Source organism: Streptomyces sp. WMMC1477, assembly GCF_027460245.1.
Lineage (GTDB): Bacteria > Actinomycetota > Actinomycetes > Streptomycetales > Streptomycetaceae > Streptomyces.
This window is the reverse complement of sequence record NZ_JAPZBD010000003.1, coordinates 2,140,172-2,159,981: the sequence shown is the minus strand read 5'-3', so window position 1 is coordinate 2,159,981 and position 19,810 is coordinate 2,140,172. Positions and strand designations below refer to the sequence as shown.

22 protein-coding genes and 1 pseudogene are annotated in these 19,810 nt (G+C 73.0%); 12 read left to right on the top strand and 11 right to left on the bottom strand.

Going from position 1 to position 19,810, the window contains the following annotated elements; translation table 11 throughout:
- Positions 1-146: 146 nt before the first annotated feature.
- Positions 147-554 (bottom strand): transposase, encoded by a 408-nt coding sequence (locus O7609_RS09900; protein WP_269737098.1) that lies wholly within the window; start codon positions 552-554, stop codon positions 147-149.
- Positions 555-734: 180 nt separating this feature from the next.
- On the opposite strand from O7609_RS09900, the gene O7609_RS09895 reads away from it, so the two are divergent.
- Entirely contained in the window at positions 735-932 is a 198-nt protein-coding gene (locus O7609_RS09895) for a hypothetical protein (RefSeq protein ID WP_269743431.1), read from the top strand.
- Between the two features lie 125 nt (positions 933-1,057).
- On the opposite strand, the gene O7609_RS09890 is transcribed toward O7609_RS09895, so the two are convergent.
- Complete coding sequence (locus tag O7609_RS09890; protein ID WP_269737097.1) at positions 1,058-1,549, bottom strand: ATP-binding protein; 492 nt, start codon at positions 1,547-1,549, stop codon at positions 1,058-1,060.
- A 306-nt stretch (positions 1,550-1,855) separates the two neighbouring features.
- Here O7609_RS09890 and O7609_RS09885 point away from each other — a divergent pair, with 306 nt between their 5' ends.
- From O7609_RS09885 to O7609_RS09875, 3 genes and pseudogenes are all read left to right on the top strand, one after another.
- Positions 1,856-2,710 carry a helix-turn-helix domain-containing protein gene (locus O7609_RS09885; RefSeq protein ID WP_269734567.1) on the top strand — a complete coding sequence of 285 codons (855 nt, stop codon included), beginning with the start codon at positions 1,856-1,858 and terminating at the stop codon, positions 2,708-2,710.
- A 13-nt stretch (positions 2,711-2,723) separates the two neighbouring features.
- A complete protein-coding gene (locus O7609_RS09880; RefSeq protein ID WP_269734566.1) occupies positions 2,724-2,930 on the top strand; it encodes a DUF397 domain-containing protein in 207 nt (68 codons plus the stop codon).
- Positions 2,908-3,042, top strand: a pseudogene (locus O7609_RS09875) (hypothetical protein); the annotation flags it as partial. The gene O7609_RS09880 and the pseudogene O7609_RS09875, both read left to right, overlap by 23 nt.
- 222 nt (positions 3,043-3,264) lie before the next feature.
- On the opposite strand, the gene O7609_RS09865 reads toward O7609_RS09875, so the two are convergent.
- Complete coding sequence (locus O7609_RS09865) at positions 3,265-3,828, bottom strand: FABP family protein (protein ID WP_269743430.1); 564 nt, start codon at positions 3,826-3,828, stop codon at positions 3,265-3,267.
- A 279-nt stretch (positions 3,829-4,107) separates the two neighbouring features.
- Here O7609_RS09865 and O7609_RS09860 point away from each other — a divergent pair, with 279 nt between their 5' ends.
- Positions 4,108-4,476 carry a DsrE family protein gene (locus O7609_RS09860; protein ID WP_269744335.1) on the top strand — a complete coding sequence of 123 codons (369 nt, stop codon included), beginning with the start codon at positions 4,108-4,110 and terminating at the stop codon, positions 4,474-4,476.
- A 213-nt stretch (positions 4,477-4,689) separates the two neighbouring features.
- Here O7609_RS09860 and O7609_RS09855 read toward each other — a convergent pair whose 3' ends face one another.
- The 5 genes from O7609_RS09855 to O7609_RS09835 form a co-directional block, all read right to left on the bottom strand.
- The gene (locus O7609_RS09855) at positions 4,690-4,977 is read right to left on the bottom strand and encodes a DUF1416 domain-containing protein (RefSeq protein ID WP_269734564.1); all 288 of its coding nucleotides are present in this window, start codon (positions 4,975-4,977) and stop codon (positions 4,690-4,692) included.
- A 43-nt stretch (positions 4,978-5,020) separates the two neighbouring features.
- Positions 5,021-5,860: a sulfurtransferase gene (locus O7609_RS09850; RefSeq protein ID WP_269734563.1), complete on the bottom strand. Its 840-nt coding sequence runs from the start codon at positions 5,858-5,860 to the stop codon at positions 5,021-5,023.
- A gap of 628 nt (positions 5,861-6,488) precedes the next feature.
- Positions 6,489-7,199, bottom strand: a complete 711-nt coding sequence (locus O7609_RS09845) for an LmeA family phospholipid-binding protein (RefSeq protein ID WP_269734562.1) — start codon at positions 7,197-7,199, stop codon at positions 6,489-6,491.
- A gap of 129 nt (positions 7,200-7,328) precedes the next feature.
- On the bottom strand, positions 7,329-8,246 hold the full coding sequence (locus O7609_RS09840; protein WP_332330044.1) for a hypothetical protein: 918 nt from the start codon (positions 8,244-8,246) through the stop codon (positions 7,329-7,331).
- A 98-nt stretch (positions 8,247-8,344) separates the two neighbouring features.
- Positions 8,345-8,614 (bottom strand): MoaD/ThiS family protein, encoded by a 270-nt coding sequence (locus tag O7609_RS09835; protein ID WP_219092381.1) that lies wholly within the window; start codon positions 8,612-8,614, stop codon positions 8,345-8,347.
- 364 nt (positions 8,615-8,978) lie between these two features.
- Here O7609_RS09835 and O7609_RS09830 point away from each other — a divergent pair, with 364 nt between their 5' ends.
- Positions 8,979-9,758, top strand: a complete 780-nt coding sequence (locus tag O7609_RS09830) for a response regulator transcription factor (protein WP_269734560.1) — start codon at positions 8,979-8,981, stop codon at positions 9,756-9,758.
- Positions 9,759-9,834: 76 nt separating this feature from the next.
- Positions 9,835-10,857 carry a LacI family DNA-binding transcriptional regulator gene (locus O7609_RS09825; RefSeq protein ID WP_269743429.1) on the top strand — a complete coding sequence of 341 codons (1,023 nt, stop codon included), beginning with the start codon at positions 9,835-9,837 and terminating at the stop codon, positions 10,855-10,857.
- A gap of 48 nt (positions 10,858-10,905) precedes the next feature.
- Here the strand turns inward: O7609_RS09825 and O7609_RS09820 are convergent, their stop codons facing one another.
- A complete protein-coding gene (locus tag O7609_RS09820) occupies positions 10,906-11,427 on the bottom strand; it encodes a DUF3515 domain-containing protein (protein ID WP_269734558.1) in 522 nt (173 codons plus the stop codon).
- Between the two features lie 145 nt (positions 11,428-11,572).
- The gene (gene soxR / locus O7609_RS09815; RefSeq protein WP_269734557.1) at positions 11,573-12,037 is read right to left on the bottom strand and encodes a redox-sensitive transcriptional activator SoxR; all 465 of its coding nucleotides are present in this window, start codon (positions 12,035-12,037) and stop codon (positions 11,573-11,575) included.
- Positions 12,038-12,143: 106 nt separating this feature from the next.
- On the opposite strand from soxR, the gene O7609_RS09810 reads away from it, so the two are divergent.
- Entirely contained in the window at positions 12,144-12,746 is a 603-nt protein-coding gene (locus O7609_RS09810; protein WP_269743428.1) for an NADPH-dependent FMN reductase, read from the top strand.
- Positions 12,747-12,845: 99 nt separating this feature from the next.
- Here O7609_RS09810 and O7609_RS09805 read toward each other — a convergent pair whose 3' ends face one another.
- On the bottom strand, positions 12,846-14,666 hold the full coding sequence (locus O7609_RS09805; RefSeq protein WP_269734555.1) for a bifunctional metallophosphatase/5'-nucleotidase: 1,821 nt from the start codon (positions 14,664-14,666) through the stop codon (positions 12,846-12,848).
- Positions 14,667-14,815: 149 nt separating this feature from the next.
- On the opposite strand from O7609_RS09805, the gene mshD reads away from it, so the two are divergent.
- The 4 genes from mshD (at position 14,816) to O7609_RS09785 (ending at position 19,764) form a co-directional block, all read left to right on the top strand.
- Entirely contained in the window at positions 14,816-15,730 is a 915-nt protein-coding gene (gene mshD, locus O7609_RS09800) for a mycothiol synthase (protein ID WP_269734554.1), read from the top strand.
- Between the two features lie 219 nt (positions 15,731-15,949).
- Positions 15,950-18,259, top strand: a complete 2,310-nt coding sequence (locus O7609_RS09795; protein ID WP_269734553.1) for an RNA degradosome polyphosphate kinase — start codon at positions 15,950-15,952, stop codon at positions 18,257-18,259.
- The gene (locus O7609_RS09790) at positions 18,243-19,367 is read left to right on the top strand and encodes a CHAD domain-containing protein (protein WP_269743427.1); all 1,125 of its coding nucleotides are present in this window, start codon (positions 18,243-18,245) and stop codon (positions 19,365-19,367) included. The genes O7609_RS09795 and O7609_RS09790 overlap by 17 nt, the downstream gene beginning before the upstream one ends.
- Positions 19,348-19,764 carry an NUDIX hydrolase gene (locus tag O7609_RS09785; RefSeq protein WP_269743426.1) on the top strand — a complete coding sequence of 139 codons (417 nt, stop codon included), beginning with the start codon at positions 19,348-19,350 and terminating at the stop codon, positions 19,762-19,764. Before O7609_RS09790 ends, O7609_RS09785 begins: the two co-directional genes overlap by 20 nt.
- Positions 19,765-19,810: the final 46 nt, after the last annotated feature.

Sequence of the window (19,810 nt, the reverse complement as noted above, 5' to 3'; positions counted from 1 at the left end):
GGTCGGGTGAAGGCATGAGGCTCGCGTGCGTGCGGGACGGCCGGGGGTTGCTCACGTGACGCACGAGCCCTGACCACGCATACCCCGCCGCGGGCCGCACAGCACGGCCAGCGCTGGGTGCGTCGTCGGACCCGTGCCAGAGTCCATCACGGGAGACGGGCCGTCGTGGAGGTCGCACGCGTGTTGAACCGCTCACTTGACTTCCTCCCCGCCTGTGAGCGGGGATTTCCCTGGGAAGGGGTTCGGCCGGTCGCCCGGCTTACGGGTTCCTGCTTCGCGGACCGGCTGACGCCGAGGTCTCCACCGGCTGAGACGGCCTGCCCGGCCGCCTTGATGTCCTTCGCCGCGTTCACGTCCGCATGATCGATGTTGCCGCACTCGGGATTCTTGCACCGGAAGACCGCTTGGCTCTCGCGGTTGCCTTCGGCGACGAACCCGCAGGCGTGGCAACGCTGCGAGGTGTATGCGGGATTGACCTTCACCAGCGTCGTGCCCGTGGACCGGGCTGCGCTGGTGAGTGCGAGTTGGAGGCGGTGCCATCCCTTGTCGAGGATCGCCCGGTTCAGCCCTGCCTTGGCCCGGACGTGACGGCCCGGACGCTCCGTGGTGCCGGCTCACCATCGAAGATCCACGCCTGGTGTGGATCTACTTCGAGGCGATCGGTCGCGGGGGCGAAGGTCTGGAGCGACGGCGGGTACCCGACCGGCTACGGATCGATCAGCGGCGATGTGTCCGTGTTCTTCGTCTCCGTGGACCAGGATGCGCACCATCACGTCGCCTTCGTCATCGAGTCGCACCGTGTCGGGGACCTCGACCTGATGCGTGAGCTGCTCCCCGCCTACGTTCGGCTGGAGACCGGGCGTCTGGGGCTCGGCGAGGTCGGCGTGACACCTGACCCCTCGCGGCGGGAGCGCCTCCCGCGCGGCCGATAGCGCCCGCGCTCCCCGGGGAAGCGCGGGAGGCCCTGGAACGGCAGCCGTGTGGGCGCGGAGCGGCCGGGCTGGACCTGGCACCGGTCGTCCCGTGCACGCGCGAGGTGAGGGTCGCGGGGCATCAGTCAGGCAGCGAGTGCCGTGGTTGATGGGAACGGTGGGCCGTCCCCGAAGACCAGCTCGAACCAGACGCTCTTGCCGCCGACGCCGAAGAGTGCTTCGCCGATGCCGCATCCGCCCCAGGCGTCGGCGAACAGGTCGAGGATGAGGAGCCCGCGCCCGCGTACGGCATCCGGCCCGATGGTCCGCTGCCTGACCGGGAGGTCAGGGCACGTGTCGGTCACGCTGACCCGCAGTACGGGGTTCTCCCACCGGAGGCGGACCGTCGCCGGGCCCTCCGAATAGCGCACGGCGTTGGACGTGAGCTCGGACGTGAGCAGCTCGGCCCGGTCGATGAGATCGCCCAACCCGTGGGCCGACAGTACGGCTTTCAGAGTCGTCCGGGCGATGGCAGGGCCACGCGGGTCGCGGGGGAAGTGGAGTTCGTACGACCAGGGTTCGCCGAAGGCGAGCGGACACGGGTCGGTGATCGGTTGGTCGGGGTCCACGTGCTGCATCAGCACTCCAAGAGGGTGCGGAGGTTGGCGGTCGATGTGCCTGCGCAGTGCGGTACGGCTGGTCAGGCCGTTCACCAGCTCTCACGTCCAACGGTGGCCTTGCCGACGGCCCTGTTGCGCGGCCGCGTTGAGCCGCCGGTGCGCTTCCGTCCGGACACGGGCTGGTGAGTGGTACGGCTCACAGATTAGAGCATTGCAACTCACCTGTGAGTCGATATTATCGAAGAGGTGAATCACTTCATGGGTAACTGGACCGCGGAGTTACGGCCTGTCAGACTGACCGGCGCGCACACGAGATGAGGACCTATGGCGCCACGGAGCCCAGTTACCGGTCGGCAGCGCCGACTGGCCATGGAGCTACGCCGCTTGCGCGAGCAGGCAGGCGTATCCGTGCAGCAAGCCGCGGCGATGCTCGGCTGTGACCGGACGATGGTGTCCAACATCGAAGCGGCTCGCACGTCGGTCAGCGCTGAGCGAATCCGTCAACTGGCATGCAACTACAACTGCCCTGATGAAGACCTGATCGAAGCGCTGGCCTCTGTGGCGAGCAGCCGACGTGACGCACGCTGGTGGAACGAGTACCGAGGCAAGCTGCCGGACGGCTACCTGGACGTCTCGGAGCTGGAGCACTACGCCCGTCGCATTCGAACCGCGCAGACCGTGCACCTTCCCGGCCTGTTGCAAACGGAGGACCACGCCCGAGCGATCTTCGACCTGGCCGTGCCGAAGCTGCCACGCCTGGACGTGGAACTACGCGTCGCGCACAGGATGAGTCGAAAGGCCGTTCTCGACGGGGAACATGCGGTTCCGTACACGGGCATCATTCATGAGGCTGCCCTGCGGATCGAGTTCGGCGGACGCCAGGTGGCCCGTCAGCAGCTCGAGTACCTCGCCCAAGCAGCAGAACGCCCGAACGTCACCCTGCTGGTGATTCCTTTCAGCGCTGGGGCATTCCATGGCGCAGGGCAGTCGATCCTGTACGCGGAAGGCCCTGTTCGACAACTCGACACTGTCCAGCTCGACACATCGTTCGGGGCTCACTTCGTGGATGCACCAACCCCTCTGACCAACTACCGCGCTTTGCTGGACCTTATGGAGCAGTCGGCGCTGTCGGCTGACAAGTCGCTGGGCTTCATCCGAGAAGTCGCCCGTGAGATCTGAGAGGTGCAAGGCTGTGGAGATTCACGCATGGAAGCGCTCGTCATACTGCGCTGGTGGCGGGAACAACTGCGTTGAGGTGGCCGTCTGTGGCGACGGGCAGATAGCCCTGCGCGACAGCGCGTTCCCGGCGCGAGCGGTGAGGGTGAACCGTTCCGCGTTCGCGGCGCTCATCGCCGAGGTGCGCGAGCCCGGCGCGGATGGGGCGGGCACTCCCCTGTGACGTCACTGTCACCGCACGCAGCAGAGATCCCTCAGTCCAGCGAGTCAGTTGGGGTGTTTGCACGTGCGCCCCGGAGGGCGTGAGCCGTTGGCGCCCGGATCATCCGGCGCGTGGCCAGTGTGGGGTGACGGCCTTGGTCGTGAACGATCTCCTCGGCGGCTACCTGGTGCAACGTCGCCCTGGCTGCTCACTTCCGTACGGCGGATCTGTTCACGGCCGACCGTCACTTCCGCGTGATGCGGCCCCTGACGCAGCACACGGCCTTTCGGCTGCTGCCGGAGGACGGCTGAGCCCGCGCGGGCCGACGGCGGCCGGGGCGACGGGCTCGGGGGGCCTACGTGAAGAAGGCGATGCCGTCGTCGGGGAGGTCCTTGATGTCCTTGGCCCACTCGCTCGGGTCGACGACCTTCTTGAGCTGGGCCGACATGTAGGGGCGCAGGGGCACCTCGGGGGTGGCCTTCTCGCCGACCCACATGAGGTCGCCCTTGACGTAGCCGTACAGCCGCTTGCCGCCGCTGTACTCGCCGGCGGAGGCGAGGCGGGCGATGGCGTCGGTGGCCAGGTCGATCTGGGGCTTGCCGTCCGCCAGCTCGCCGTGCCAGACCTCGGCGACGCCCTGGTCGCGGACCATGACGACCTCGACCTTGCGGTCGGGGTGGATGCGCCAGTAGCCGGTCTCGGACTCCAGCGGGCGGACCTTGTTGCCCTCCGCGTCGAGCACCCAGGAGTGCGAGGTGTAGCTCAGGAAGGCCCGGCCGTCGTGGGTGAAGGCGACTTCCTGGCCGAAGTTGCACTGCTCGGCGCCGGGGAAGTCCGCCACGCCCGCGCCCGTCCAGCGGCCGAGGAGGAAGGCGAGGGGCACGAGGTCGGGGTGCAGGTCCGAGGGGATCTCGATCATGGAGGGTTCAGTCGCTCGCTGGTTCGGGGGCGTCGGGCTGCTGCGGGCCGGGGGTCAGCGCTGGCCCTGGAAGAGCTTCGCGACGGTGAGGAGCGCGAATGCCCCGGTCCCGATGACGACGAGGACCATAAGGGAGAGGAAGGCTGCCTCAAGCACGGGGTGCTCCTTGCGCGGCTGGGCGGTGGACGGTGGGCCGGAGCCGAGTCTAGTCGCCGCGGCGCGGGGCGGCGCTGTGAGGTCCGCCGCTCCGGTGCGTGCCGCCCGGTCTACGGTGAGCGCATGACGGACGAGAAGAAGCTCGTGATCAAGGTGACGGCGGGGGCGGACGCCCCCGAGCGGTGCTCGCAGGCGTTCACGGTGGCGGCCGTGGCGGCGGCCAGCGGGGTGGAGGTCTCGCTGTGGCTGACCGGCGAGTCGGCGTGGTTCGCGCTGCCGGGGCGGGCGGCGGAGTTCGAGCTGCCGCACGCCGCCCCGCTGCCGGACCTGATCGCGGGTATCCAGGCCGGTGGACGGATCACGCTGTGCACGCAGTGCGCGGCGCGGCGGGAGATCACGGAGGAGGACGTGCTGGAGGGCGTGCGCATCGCCGGGGCCCAGGTCTTCGTGGCCGAGGCGATGGCGCCGAACACCCAGGCGCTCGTGTACTGAGCACGAGTCGGCCACGTGCCCCGGGCACGGCACAAGGTCACGGGCACGGCAAAGGGCCGCACCCCTCGGCGTCCAACCCGGGGTGCGGCCCTTCGGCCCTTGGCCGTCTCGTACGACCGGACTCTCCCGCGACCGCCGGACGGAGTCCGGCGCGGTGTCCCGAAGCCTGGGAGGCCGCCTGCGGCCGACCAGCGCGAGGGGCACGCGGAGAGGTCAGACGGCGATGGCGACCTCGGCCACACCGCCCTGCTGGGCGACGACGGTCCGGTCGGCCCTGCCGCCCGGCACGAGGGCGCGGACGGTCCACGTGCCCTCGGCCGCGTAGAACCGGAACTGGCCGGTCGCGGACGTGGGGACCTCGGCGGTGAACTCGCCGGTGGAGTCCAGGAGCCGCACGTAGCCGGTCACGGGCTCGCCGTCACGCGTCACGTGGCCCTGGATCGTGGTCTCGCCGGGCTTGATGGTGGAGGCGTCGGGGCCGCCTGCCTGTGCTCCGCACATGTCGGATGTCCTCTTTCGGATCGGGAAAGTCAGACGGTGGGGGTTACTTGGCGGCGCCGAGCTCGATCGGCACGCCGACGAGCGAGCCGTACTCCGTCCAGGAGCCGTCGTAGTTCTTGACGTTCTCCTGGCCGAGCAGCTCGTGCAGGACGAACCAGGTGTGGGCGGAGCGCTCGCCGATGCGGCAGTAGGCGATGGTGTCCTTGCCCAGGTCGACGCCCTCGGCCTCGTACAGCTCCTTCAGCTCGTCGTCCGACTTGAAGGTGCCGTCGTCGTTGGCCGACTTCGACCACGGGATGTTGCGGGCGCTCGGCACGTGGCCGGGACGCTGCGACTGCTCCTGCGGCAGGTGCGCCGGGGCGAGCAGCTTGCCGCTGAACTCGTCGGGGGAGCGGACGTCGACGAGGTTCTGGCTGCCGATGGCGGCCACGACGTCGTCGCGGAAGGCGCGGATGGAGGTGTCCTGGGCCTTGGCCTGGTACTCGGTCGCCGGGCGGGTGGGCACCTCGGCGACGAGGTCGCGGGAGTCCAGCTCCCACTTCTTCCGGCCGCCGTCGAGGAGCTTGACGTCCTGGTGGCCGTAGAGCTTGAAGTACCAGTAGGCGTAGGCCGCGAACCAGTTGTTGTTGCCGCCGTAGAGGACGACGGTGTCGTCGTTGGCGATGCCCTTCCCGGACAGGAGCTTCTCGAAGCCGGCCTGGTCGACGAAGTCGCGGCGGACCGGGTCCTGGAGGTCCTGCTTCCAGTCGATCCGGACGGCGTTCTTGATGTGGTTCTTCTCGTAGGCCGAGGTGTCCTCGTCGACCTCGACGATGACCACCTTCGGGTCGTCGATGCGGGCCTCGACCCAGTCGGCGTCCACCAGGACGTCACTGCGGCTCATGAAGTTCTCCTCCGGGGCGTTGGTGCTGCTGTGCGGTGAGCGGGTGCGGGCATGTGCCGCGCTGCGGCGGTGCTGCCGTGGGGCTGTGGCGGTGCGCGGCGGGGCGTGCGGGCGCGTTCGCCGGGCGGCGGTCCGGTGCGCGTCGCACGGCGCTGTGCGGGTTCGGAAGGCGGGTACGGCCCGGCGCGGGGTGGCGGAGTCCGGCACGCCGCGCGCTCCGTCGGCCGGAACCGGCCGACGACGGCGGGTCGTCAGGCGGTGGGGCGACAGAGCATGGCGGCGACGCGGCACAGGTCAACTGTCCGGCGCTTGGTGAGGTCCGCCTGTCGGGTCATGCGGACGATCGTAGGGACGGGCGCGGCGCGTGTCACCGGCGTTCCGGATGGCGAGACGTGATCGACCACTTGGTGGGATGAAGTGCGGGTCGCGAGCGGCCTCCGCGCGGGACCCGAGGGGCGGGAGAGGTCGCCGTCTCGACGTCGCGCAGTGGACGTCTCGCATGCTGGACGCCTCGTCCGCGCTCGGGCCGCTTCGGGCGCCCCGGGGCACGGAATCCGGGGTGACAACCGCGCGTCCGCCGGGTTCGGGGGCCTCCCGGGGCCCGTGGTCGTCGGCCGGTTCGGGCCGGTCAGCCGGTGACGCTCACCTGGCGACCGGAGAAGGTCACCTCGACGCCGTCCTCCGTCGCCTTGATGCCGGTGAGTGAGACGCCCGAGGGCAGGCCGGTGAGCTGCCGGGTGTAGTCGATCTTCTGCCGGACCAGCTCCTCCACCCCCGGGAGGTCCGCGCCGGGCACCTCGTCAGCGCGCAGCCGGACGGTGTCACCGTTCTCGACGCTGATCGTGCTCGTCGTCGAGTGCTCCAGCGTCTGCCCCAGCACCGGTACGGTCACCGAGCCCGTCACCTTCACCTTGGTGCCGCCGTTCTCCGCCGTGCCGCCGTAGCCGATGGTCACGCCCTCCTCGGCGGCGGCGCTCAGGGCCTCGTAGGTGAGGTGGGCGGTGCCGGTGGTCTCGGCGGCCACGCCCCCGGAGAAGTCGTCGGCGAGGTCGATGTCGCTGGCGTGCGCGTCGAACTCCCGCACCTCCAGCGTGCGGTCCCCGCTGGAGGTCGTCATGCCGCTCAGCCTGATGTCGACGGAGTCCAGCTCCCGGCTCGCGAGCTGTGTCAGGAAGGGGAAGCCGCCCACGGAGACCTCGGCCTCCTCGGCGTTCCGCGAGGCCTTCACCTCGTCCGCGATCCGTCCCTCGACGTAGTTGACGGCGATCCGGTCCACGGCGACGAACAGGCCGCCCAGCACGAGCAGCACGATGAGTGTGATCCGCAGTCCGCGTGGCATGGTCGTACGCCCCCCTGTTCGACTGTCGCGATCCTAACCGCGGCCGCGTGCCCTCCGTCGGGCGGCACGCGGCCGCGGTCGGCGGCGTCGGCGCACGTCGGCGGCGTCAGGGGACGCCCGGACGGCGGGTCACAGCACGGAGGCCAGCACGTGCACGGCGGGCGCGGCCAGCGCGAGCGGCAGGCTCACCCCGGCCGTCATGTGTACGAAGCGCGACGGCCAGTCGTAGCTGGCCGCGCGCAGCCCGACCAGGGCGCACAGCCCGGCCGCCCCGCCGACGAGGGCGGCGAACCCGGCGTCGCCCACGTCCGTGAGCCAGCCGGCGCCCAGCCCCGCGCCGACCGCCGCGAGCAGCGCCAGGACCGCCGACGGCGGGCCGGGCAGCGGCAGCGCCCGCAGCGGGACCGCCGCCGCGACGGCGGCCGCACCGATGCTCACGGCCTCCCAGCGGACGTCGGCGGCGGCCAGGAAGCCCGCGGCGAAGACGGTGAGCACGGTGGCGGCGACCCCGGCGGTGAGGGCGTGGAGCCGCTCGTCGGCCGAGCTGCGGTTGCGGAGCTGGAGCAGCAGGACGAGCAGCACCCAGATGCCGAGCGTGCCCAGCAGCGCGGTGTCGGTGTGCTCCTCGCGGGCCGCGAGCAGGGCCGCGTCGGCGGAGACCCCGGCGAGGAAGGCGAGGGCGATGCCCTGCCGTGCGGGCCACATGCCGTTGAGCCGGTACCAGCCGGCGGCCGTGAGCGCCTGGAGCGGGAGCAGCGGGACGAGGACGGCGAACTCGCCGAGCGGCGCGGCCACGGCGAGCAGGACGGCCAGGGCCAGGGTGAGGGCGGCCGGGCGGAGGCCGGGCTCGATGATCGGGTTTCCGGTGCGCTCGGCGACGCCGCCGGGCCCGTGCCCGGAGCCGGGCCTGCGCCGCCGTCCGCGCCCGCCGCTCCCCGCGGGCCGGGCCGGGGCGGGGTGTGCGGCGCCCTCCGCGCTCGTGCCCTCCGGCGCCGCGGCCTCCGGAGTCGTGTACCCCGCGGCCGGGGTGCCGGGCTGGGCGGGCACGCCCCAGGCCGTCGTGGACCCCGGGGCCGGGGCCGGTGCGGGGGCGGGACGTGCGGGCGGCCGGGGGGGCCGGTGGCCGTGGGAGTCGCTGGGCCGGCTCACCGCGACCCCCCGGCGAACGGCGGCAGCACCTCGACGGTGCCGCCCTGGGTGAGCCGGACGGCGTCGTGCGGACGCGTGCCCACGGGGTCGCCGTCGACGAGGAACGAGCAGCGCCGCAGGACGCGGGCGAACTCGGGGCGGGCGGCGTGCCGGTCGCGGGCCGCGTCCAGTGCCTCGGCCAGGGTGGCCGCCTCGTATCCCTCCTCCGCGAGCCCGGCCGCGGCTTTCGCCGCCGCCCAGTAGCGGATGGTTCCCTGTGCGGACATGTCGTGACTCCCAGCGGTGCCGGCCCGGTGTGTGATGTGCCACCCCATCATGGGGCACGTCACGGGCGCTCCCGCGCCCGCCACCGCCGTGGGGCCGGCCCCGCGAAGTGCCCACCGCGCCGGGGCCCGCGACGGCCCGCGGGGCGGGTGGGGGCGCACGCGGAGGCGGGGGAGGCGCATCCCGCGCACCGGGAGCGCACCTGGTTCGCGCGAAGTGGCATCCGCTACACACCGCTGCCGTCGGGGTCGGTTTGGGCTATTCTTCGGAGCAGAAGGACTCGGGCAACGTCGCCTCCGGGTCCTTTTCGTGCTTTCGGGCCCCCGCTCCACGCCGTCGATGGGACCGAGGAAGGACTCACCGTTCATGAGCTCGCTTCTCCTCCTGACCAACGCCCTCCAGCCGTCCACGGAGGTGCTGCCCGCCCTGGGGCTGCTCCTCCACAACGTGCGCGTCGCGCCCGCCGAGGGGCCCGCGCTGGTCAACACCCCGGGGGCCGACGTCATCCTCGTCGACGGGCGCCGCGACCTGCCCCAGGTGCGCTCGCTGTGCCAGCTCCTGCGCTCCACCGGGCCGGGCTGCCCGCTGGTGCTGATCGTCACCGAGGGCGGCCTCGCCGCCGTGACCGCGGAGTGGGGGGTGGACGACGTCCTGCTGGACACGGCGGGACCGGCCGAGGTCGAGGCCCGGCTGCGGCTCGCGCTGGGCCGCATGCAGCTCACGGTGGACGACAGCCCGATGGAGATCCGCAACGGCGATCTCTCGGTCGACGAGGCCACCTACAGCGCCAAGCTCAAGGGCCGGGTGCTCGACCTGACCTTCAAGGAGTTCGAGCTGCTGAAGTACCTGGCCCAGCACCCCGGCCGCGTCTTCACCCGGGCCCAGCTCCTGCAGGAGGTGTGGGGCTACGACTACTTCGGCGGCACCCGGACCGTGGACGTCCACGTGCGGCGGCTGCGGGCGAAGCTCGGCCCCGAGCACGAGTCGCTGATCGGCACCGTGCGCAACGTGGGGTACCGCTTCGTCACCCCGGAGAAGACCGACAAGAAGCCGCAGCACGGCCGCGAGGGCGGGGACGGGGAGTCCAGCGTGGCGGAGGAGGCCGAGCGGGTCGCGAAGGACGCCGCGCGGTCCGGGCCCAAGTGAGGGCGCCGTGCTCGCCCGGTGACGATCGGGACACGGGGTGACCGGAGAGCCGGTCACCCCGCGTAGACTGCCCGCCGTGGCGAAGGTGACGCGGGACGATGTGGCACGACTGGCGGGTACGTCGACCGCGGTCGTCAGCTACGTGATCAACAACGGCCCCCGTCCGGTGGCGCCCGCCACCCGTGAGCGCGTCCTCGCGGCGATCAACGAGCTGGGGTACCGGCCCGACCGGGTCGCGCAGGCGATGGCCTCCCGCCGCACCGACCTCATAGGCATGATCGTCCCGGACGCCCGGCAGCCCTTCTTCGCGGAGATGGCGCACGCCGTCGAACGGGCCGCGGCCGAGCGGGGCAAGATGGTGCTCGTCGGCAACTCGGACTACCTGGACGAGCGCGAGGTCCACTATCTGCGGGCCTTCCTCGGGATGCGGGTGGCCGGGCTGATCCTGGTCAGCCAGGGGCCCAGCGAGCACGCCGCCGCCGAGATCGAGGCGTGGGACGCCCGGGTCGTGCTGCTGCACCGGCGGCCCGAGGCGATCGAGGACGTCGCCGTCGTGACCGACGACGTGGGCGGCGCCCACCTGGCCACCCGGCATCTCCTGGAGCACGGTCACCCGTACGTGGCCTGCCTCGGCGGCGTCGAGACCACGCCCGTCGTGGGCGACCCGGTCACGGACCACGTCGAGGGCTGGCGCCGCGCCATGCGGGAGGCCGGGTGCTCCACCGAGGGCCGCCTCTTCCAGGCGCCCTACAACCGCTACGACGCCTACGAGGTCGCCCTCACGCTGCTGGCCGGGCCGGACCGGCCGCCCGCGATCGTCTGCGCGACGGACGACCAGGCCATCGGGGTGCTGCGCGCCGCGCGCGAGCTGCGGATCGACGTGCCGGGGGAGCTGGCCGTCGCCGGGTTCGACGACGTCAAGGAGGCGGCGCTCACCGATCCGCCGCTGACGACGGTGGCCTCCGACCGCTCCGGCATGGCCCGGGCCGCCGTGGACCTCGTGCTGGACGAGGCGCCCCGCCTGCTCGGCAACCGGCGCGAGCGGCTGCGCCAGTTCCCCTCGGCGCTGGTCGTCCGCCGCAGCTGCGGCTGCCGCTGACCGCGTGCCGGCGGCCGTCCGCCGTGAGTCCCGGGCGGCCGTCCGACGTCAGTCCTCCGCCAGGGGCACGTCCTCGGCGCTGAGGCACTCCCCGTCCTGCGGGATGTCCTTGACCGCGCGGTTCAGGTCGACCAGCGCGTCCCCGACGGCGTCCGCGCGGCCGTGGAACGTCACCGCGACGGCGGGGGCGCGGCCGTAGGTGGTGACGGTGCGGGTGCCGTCGGCGTTCATCCGGTCCTCGTCCAGCACCCAGCCGACGCCGTCGACGTCCAGGCACAGGTCGGTCGTGGGCGGGGGCGGCTCCACACCGCACTGGAGGACGATCGAGGCGTCGCCCCAGACGGCGGTCCCGGTGCCGCTGGCCCGGTCGCGCTCCTTGCCGAGGAGCGGGTCCGGGAGCGCGGCGAGGACGTCCGCGCAGCGGGGGTGCCCGGCGGAGGGCCCGGGGGTGACGGAGTAGGTCGTCCCGGGGGAGTGGCGGCCGAGGACGAGCGTGGCGCCGAGCGCGAGCACGGCGATGCCGAGGGCGGTGAGGAGGAGGGCCCGGCGGGGTCTGGGCGGAAACCGCATGCGGACCAACTTGTGCTCGGATCGGGCTGGCGGGGGGAGCCTCCAGCCTACCCGGGGCGCCGTGGGGCCGGCGGCCGGGCGGCCCCCGCCGGGGCGGGGGCCGGCGAGCATGGCCCCCTGGGCCCGGCACGGTGCTGGGCCGGGGTCAGGGGCAGGGCGTGTAGGTGAAGCGGCGCGGGCCCGGGCCGGCCTCGGCGGCGACGTCCTTGGGGTTGACCAGCCCGCAGCGGTCGAGGGTGAGGCAGCCGCAGCCGATGCAGTCGTCCAGGTCGTCGCGGAGCTCCTGGAGCTGCTTGATGCGCTGGTCGAGGTCCGAGCGCCAGCACTCGGAAACCCTGGCCCAGTCCGCCCGGCCGGGGGTGCGGCTCTCCGGCAGCAGGTCCAGCGCGGCGCGGATGCGCTCCAGGGAGATGCCGACGCGCTGCGAGGCACGGATGAAGGCGACGCGGCGCAGGGTGTCGCGGGTGTAGCGGCGCTGGTTGCCGCTCGTGCGGCGGCTGTGGATCAGGCCGTTGCGTTCGTAGAAGCGCAGGGCGGAGGTGGCCACGCCGCTGCGGGCGGCCACCTCACCGACGCTCAGTTCCGGTGTCTTCCACGAGGGTGATGTCATGCGCCACAGAGTAGTTGACCTCAACTTAAGTTGAAGTACGAGGCTCTACGCAGCGGTTCGGAGAACACGCCGCCACCGGCCACCGACGACTTCGGGGAGATCCGTCATGTCCAAGCCCAGCACCGCGCCCCCGCGCCTCGCCGTCATCACCGGAAGCGTCCGCGAGGGCCGCTTCGGCCCGACCGTGACCTCCTGGTTCGCACAGGAGGCCCGGGAGCACGGCGGCTTCGAGGTGGACGTCGTCGACCTCGCCGAGCACCCGCTGCCGCTGGTCATGCCCGGCTGGGGCGGGGAGGCCGACCCGGAGACCGTGCGGCACCGGCGGGAGCTGTCCCGGCGGCTGACCGAGGCCGACGCCTTCGCCGTCGTCACCCCCGAGTACAACCACAGCTTCCCGGCCTCGCTCAAGAACGCCATCGACTGGTTCCGGGAGGAGTGGCAGGCCAAGCCGGTCGGCCTGGTCTCCTACGGCGGCCAGAGCGGCGGCATCCGGGCGGCCGAGCAACTGCGCCAGGTCTTCGCGGAGATGCACGCTCTGACGGTGCGGGACGCGCTCAGCTTCCACAACGCCTGGGACGTCTTCGGGCAGGACGGGCGGCCCAAGGACGCCGAGGGGTCGGCCCGGGCGGCCAAGGGGCTGCTGGGCCAGCTCGACTGGTGGGCCGAGGCGTTGCGCGAGGCCCGCGAGCGCCGCCCCTACGGGGTCTGACCGCGTCCGGCGCCGGGGCGCGCGCGGCGCCCGGCCCGAGGGCGGCCCGGCTCCCCGCAGGAGAACCGGGCCGCCCTCTTCGTCACCTCGGGCCGCCGCTCAGCGGACGACGGTGATGCGGTCCGCCGCCGGGGCGCTCAGCGGGGCCGCGGCGGAGGAGTGGGCCAGCAGGTACTGCTCCAGCGCCTTCAGGTCGTCCCCGCCGACCAGCGGGTCCGTGGCCCGGGCCAGGGTGGCGAAGCCGTCGCCGCCGCCGGCCAGGAAGGAGTTGACGGCGACGCGGTAGACGCGGTCGGCGGCCAGCGGCTCGCCGTTCAGCCGCACCGAGTCCGCGACGACGCGGTCCGCGCCCGTGCGCGTCAGGTCGAGGGTGTAGGTGAGGCCCTCGGAGACCTGGAGAATCTTCGGCGACTCCGCGTTGGCGCCGCTGACCTGCTCCCGCAGCACGGCCAGGAGCTGGTCGCCCGTCAGGGAGACGATGTTGACGGTGTTCGAGAACGGCTGGACGGTGTAGCCCTCGGAGTAGGTCACCACGCCGTCGCCCTCGGAGCCGGAGGCCGCGTAGGTGAAGTCGGCGCGGATGCCGCCGGGGTTCATCAGAGCCAGCTCGGTGCCCTCGTCCTGGGTGCGGGCGTGGGCGAGCTGCGCGTCGGCGATGAGGTCGCCGAGGGGGGACTCGGGGATCGAGCGGTCCGCGGTGATGTCCTCGGAGATGTGGCCGATCGGCCGGTTGGCGACGGGGGCGGCCAGCTCCTTCCAGTCCGCGATGAGCTCGGTGAGGTCCTTCGCCCTGGCCTGCTCGCGGTGCACGACGTGGTTCGTGCCGGTGACGGAGGCGCGCACGATGTCCTGGGTGCGCCGGTCGTAGGCCATGTTCAGCTCGGTGAACAGCCGGCCGTAGGAGGCGGCCGAGGTCACCAGGCGGTCGTTGCCCTCGGGGTCCGGCAGGCTGCACACGTACGGCTGGTGGGTGTGGCCGGTGACCAGGGCGTCGACGCCGGCGTCCGTGCGGGCGGCGATGTCCACGATCGGGCCGGATATGCCACCGCCGGAGGCGTCGCAGTCCGCGTTGTAGGCGGGGTTGGCCGGGTAGCCGCCCTCGTGGACGAGGGCGATGACCGCGTTGACGCCCCGGCCGCGCAGCTCCTCGGTGTACCGGTTGATGGTCTCGGCCTCGTCCAGGAACTTCAGGCCCTTGATGCCCTCTGCGGAGACGATGTCCGGCGTGCCCTCCAGCGTGACACCGATGAAGCCGACCCGGACGCCGCGGATCTTCTTGACGGTGTAGGGCTTCAGCAGCGGCTTGCCGGTGTCCTCGCGCACCACGTTGGCGGCCAGGATCGGGAAGTCGGCGCCCCCGAACGTCCGGCCGTCGGCGTAGCAGCCGTCGACGGGGTGGCAGCCGCCGTCCTGAAGGCGCTTCAGTTCCTCCCGGCCCTCGTCGAACTCGTGGTTGCCGACGCCGACGACGTCCATGCCGAGGGCGTTCATCGCCTCGATGGTCGGCTCGTCGTGGAAGAGGCCGGACAGCAGCGGGCTGGCGCCGACGACGTCACCGGGGGCGACGGTCATCGTGTAGCGCTCGCCTTCGCGGGCCTCGCGCAGCGCGGTGGCCAGGTACTCGGCGCCGCCCGCGGCGACCTGCTCCGTCGTGCCGTCCGGGTGCTCGCGGGTGACGCGGCCCGAGGAGCCCGACGGCGGCTCCAGGTGGCCGTGGAAGTCGTTGACCGCCAGCACCTGGAGATCGACGGTGGGGCCGTGGCCGGGGTGGCCGGGGCGGTCGCCGGGCCGCTCGGACGCGGCCTGGGCGGACGGCAGGGCGGCCGCGCCGAGGGCGACGGCGGCGGCCAGGCCCGCCGCGGTCGCGGCGAGTCTGCGCGGGAACCGGCGCCCGGACGTGCTGCCGGGGGGTGTGGACATGGGTGTATCCCCTTCGCGGAGAGTCAGGTTCGACGTGGGTGGGGCTCGGGGTGTCCGAGCAAGCGGCAGCCTACGGTCAACGCGCGTAGCGTGTCAGGAGCCGTGCGGTAACGGCCCGGTGGCCATCAGCGGGCGTACTCTCTGGAAACATGAGTGACGTGGTGGTGACAGACCGACTGTCCGACGCAGTGGTGGGCGAGGCCCTGGCCCTCATCGAAGCGGCGGCCCGTACCGACGGCCAGTCCGCGGTGTCCGAGCAGGGAGTGCTCCAGCTCCGCGGGGGCCACCGGGCGGGCGTCACCCACTTCCTGATCCGATCCGGCGGCGAGCTCGTCGGCTACGGGCAGCTGGAGGAGACCGACCCCGTCGAGGCCCCGGCGGGCGAGCTCGTCGTCCACCCCGCACACCGCGGGCAGGGCCACGGGCGTTCGCTCGGCCTCGCGCTGCTGGAGGCCTCGGGGCGGCGGCTGCGGCTGTGGGCCCACGGCGGCCACGCCTCGGCCCGGCACCTCGCCCAGACCCTCGGCCTCACGCTCTTCCGCGAGCTGCGGCAGCTGCGCATGCCGCTCTCGGCCGAGTCCCTGCCCGAGGTGGCGCTGCCGCCGGGGATCTCGATGCGGACGTTCGTGCCGGGCAAGGACGACGCGGCCTGGCTGGAGGCCAACGCCGCCGCTTTCGCGCACCACCCCGAGCAGGGCTCGCTGACCCAGCGCGACCTGGACGACCGCAAGGCCGAGCCGTGGTTCGACCCGGAGGGCTTCTTCCTCGCCGTCCGCTCCGAGGGCGCCGTGGAGGCGGAGGAGATCGTCGGGTTCCACTGGACGAAGGTGCACGAGAAGGAGCAGCTCGGCGAGGTGTACGTCGTCGGCGTCGCCCCCGGGGCGCAGGGCGGCGGCCTGGGCCGGGCCCTGACGACGACCGGCCTGCGGCACCTGGCGGCCGTGCGGCACATGCCCGCGGCCATGCTGTACGTCGACGCCGACAACGCGCCGGCCCTCGCGGTCTACGAGCGCATCGGCTTCCGCACCCACGCCGTCGACCTGATGTACCGCACGGAAACCTGACGCACGGCGCCCGACATCCCGGAGGACGCTCCTCCGACATGTTGGCGTAACCAGTGATTCAGACTCGGTTGCGAGCATCGCGGAATGCAGCAACCGCACCGAAGGCCGACGGTCGCCGCGGGGGGCTTCCCCGGTCGGTCGACCGCTCGGCTCGGTGTGCCCGAATCGTCCGGATCATCCGAGCGGCACGCCGCGGCGGAAGAGCGGAAGAATGGGGGAATGAGCCAGTCCGCGCATTCCACCCAGCCGTCCGGTACCCCCTCCGGCGCCCAGTCCGGCACCCCTTCCGGGGGCCCGCAGCGTGTGCCCGAGCCCGCGCAGCCGTCCGTGGGGGCCATCGCCGCGTCCCGCCCGAACGCCGTGCAGCTCCACCCGCTCGGCAGCGCCTCCCTGTCCGCCACCATGGACCCGGGCCTCGACTCCGAGCCGGACTCCTACGACGCGGCGTCGGACGCCGGTGACCTCCCCCGGGGACGCTTCCTGGAGCGGGAGCGCAGTTGGCTGGCGTTCAACGAGCGCGTCCTCGAACTGGCCGAGGACCCGAACGTCCCGCTCCTCGAACGGGCGAACTTCCTGGCGATCTTCGCCAGCAACCTGGACGAGTTCTTCATGGTCCGGGTGGCCGGGCTCAAGCGGCGCATCGCCACCGGCGTCGCCAACCGCTCGGCCTCCGGCCTCCAGCCCCGCGAGGTGCTGGAGCTGATCTGGACCCGCTCCCGCGAGCTCATGGCCCGGCACGCCGCCTGCTACCAGCAGGACGTCGCCCCCGCGCTGGCCGACGAGGGCGTCCACCTCATCCGGTGGGCCGACCTCACCGAGAAGGAGCAGGCCCGCCTCTTCACGCTCTTCCGGCAGCAGATCTACCCCGTCCTCACCCCGCTGGCCGTCGACCCGGCGCACCCCTTCCCCTACATCTCGGGCCTCTCGCTCAACCTCGCCGTCGTCGTCCGCAACCCGGTCAGCGGGCACAACCACTTCGCCCGGGTCAAGGTGCCGCCGCTGCTGGCCCGCTTCCTGGAGGCCTCGCCGCAGCGGTACGTGCCGCTGGAGGACGTGATAGCCGCCCACCTGGAGGAGCTCTTCCCCGGGATGGACGTCCTGGCCCACCACATGTTCCGCGTCACCCGGAACGAGGACCTGGAGGTGGAGGAGGACGACGCCGAGAACCTGCTCCAGGCCCTGGAGAAGGAGCTGATGCGGCGGCGCTTCGGCCCGCCCGTCCGGCTGGAGGTCGAGGAGTCCATCGACCCGTACGTGCTGGACCTGCTCGTGCGCGAGCTGAAGGTGTCGGCCTCCGAGGTCTACCCGCTGCCCGGCCCGCTGGACCTCTCCGGGCTCTCGGGCATCGTCTCCCGGATCGACCGGCCCGAGCTGCGCTACCCCAAGTTCATCGCCGGCACCCACCGCGACCTCGCCGAGGTGGAGTCCGCGTCCGCGCCCGACGTCTTCGCCGCCCTGCGTGAGCGCGACGTCCTCCTGCACCACCCCTACGACTCCTTCTCCACCTCCGTGCAGGCGTTCCTGGAACAGGCCGCGGCCGACCCCGACGTCCTCGCCATCAAACAGACCCTCTACCGCACCTCCGGCGACTCCCCGATCGTGGACGCCCTCATCGACGCCGCAGAGTCCGGCAAGCAGGTCCTCGTCCTCGTCGAGATCAAGGCGCGCTTCGACGAGCAGGCCAACATCAAGTGGGCCCGCAAGCTGGAGGAGGCCGGCTGTCACGTCGTCTACGGCCTCGTCGGGCTCAAGACGCACTGCAAGCTCTCCCTCGTCGTCCGGCAGGAGGGCGAGCAGCTCCGCCGCTACGCCCACGTCGGCACCGGCAACTACCACCCCAAGACGGCCCGGCTCTACGAGGACCTCGGCCTGCTCACCGCGGACCCGCAGGTCGGCGCGGACCTCTCCGACCTGTTCAACCGGCTCTCCGGCTACTCGCGGCGCGAGAACTACCGGCGGCTCCTCGTCGCCCCCACCTCCCTGCGCGACGGCCTCGTCACGCGCATCGGCCAGGAGATCGCCCACCACCGTGCCGGGCGGCCCGCCTTCGTGCGGATCAAGGTCAACTCGATCGTCGACGAGGCCGTCGTCGACGCCCTCTACCGGGCCTCCCGCGCCGGCGTCCCCGTCGACCTGTGGGTCCGCGGCATCTGCGCCGTCCGGCCCGGCGTGCCCGGGCTCAGCGAGAACATCCGCGTCCGCAGCATCCTCGGCCGCTTCCTCGAACACTCCCGGATCTTCGCCTTCGGCGGCGGCGGAGAGCCCGAGGTGTGGTTCGGCAGCGCCGACCTCATGCACCGCAACCTCGACCGGCGCATCGAGGCGCTGGTGCGCGTCACCGACCCCGCCCACCGGGCGGCACTCAACCGGCTGCTGGAGACGGGCCTCGACGACGGCACCGCCTCCTGGCACCTCGGCCCCGACGGCGACTGGACCCGCCAGGCCACCGACCCCGAGGGCCGGCCGTTGCGCAACGTACAGGAAATGCTCATCGACGCCCGGAGGCGCCGACGTGGCCCCACGACATGACCTCACGGCCGACGGCTCCAGGCCGTCGGCCGCCGCGGCACCGCGCACCAGGGTGCCGCGCGCCGCCGGAGCCGGCTCGGCGCGGCTCGGCACCGGCGGAACGGGGGGAGACAAAGCGCCACCGGCACCCGTGGCCGGCACCGCCGGCGAACTGCTGTCCGGATATCTGCACCACCAGGCCGCCGAGCTGCTGCGCGCCCTGCGGATGCACGAGGAGACGGCCGGCAGCCCGGAGGCCGTCACCGAGACGGCCCACGCCGTCCGGCTGCTGCGCCGCGCGGCCCGCCGCATCAGCGCGACCCTGCACACCTTCCGCCGGCTCCTCGACCCCGCCTGGGCCGACGAGCTCTCCGCCGAGCTGAACTGGCTCTCCGAGCTGCTCACCCGCGAGTACGACTACGCCAACCGGCTCGAACGGCTGCTGTCCGCCCTGCACCGGCTGTCGTCGGCGCCCGAGGAATCCGACGGCGCGGGGGCCGCCGGACGCCCCGGGGTCGGCGCCGCCCGCGCCGGAGCCCTGCTGGAGCGCCAGCTCACGCTCCTGCGCACCCGGGCCCACTCCGCAGCCCTCCAGGCCCTCGGCTCCGGCCGCTTCCACGCCGTCGCCGACGCCGTCGCCGTCCTGGCCTCCGAGGTGCCGCTCGCCGGTGACGCCCTCACCGGCGCCGCCGGGCACCGCCCCGCCCACGCCGCGCTGCGGCCCAGCGCCGAGCACGCCCATCGCAGGCTCGTGGACGCGGTGGACTCCCTGCCCTTCGGCCCCGGCGCCCTCGCCCACACCCTCACCGCCGCCGAGGACCGCTACGACGGCTCCTGGCACCAGGTCGGGCTGCTGCTGCGCTTCGTCCGGTACGCCCAGGAGGTGCTGGGAGAGGAGAGCCCGCCGCTCAGCACCGCTGCCCGGCACCTGCGGCGCCACCGGGAGGCCGCCGACGCAGCCGGGGCCGCCGCCACCGCCGGGCGCACCCCGCGCATCGCCCCGGCCACGGCCTACGCGCTCGGCGTCCTGCACGCCGACCAGCGGCACGAGGTGGAAGCCGCCCGGCTCGCGTTCTGCCGGGTCTGGCACCCGGCCGGAGGTGCCGACCATGCACCCGTCCACGCCTGACGCCGCGCGCGTCATCCGCGCCGCCGGCTGTGTGCTCTGGCGGCCGGACCCCTACGCCTTCGTGCTCGTCCACCGGCCGAAGTGGGCCGACTGGTCGCATCCCAAGGGCAAGCTGCACACCGGGGAGAGCGCGGCCGAGGCGGCCCGGCGCGAGGTGCTGGAGGAGACGGGCATGACGTGCGTGCTCGGTGCCCGGCTGCCCACGCTCACCTACGAGGTGGCCGGGCGCCCGAAGACGGTCGACTACTGGGTGGCCCAGGCCGTCGCCGGGAGCTTCGTGCCCAGCCGCGAGGTGGACCGCGTCGTCTGGCTGCCGCCCGGCCGCGCCCGGCTGCTGTTGACCCACCCGCGCGACCGCGACCTGCTGGACGCCGCCGTCACCGCCCTCGGCCGCTGAGCCGGATCGGCGCCCGCGGGCTGCTCCGCCGCGGGCGCCGATCCGG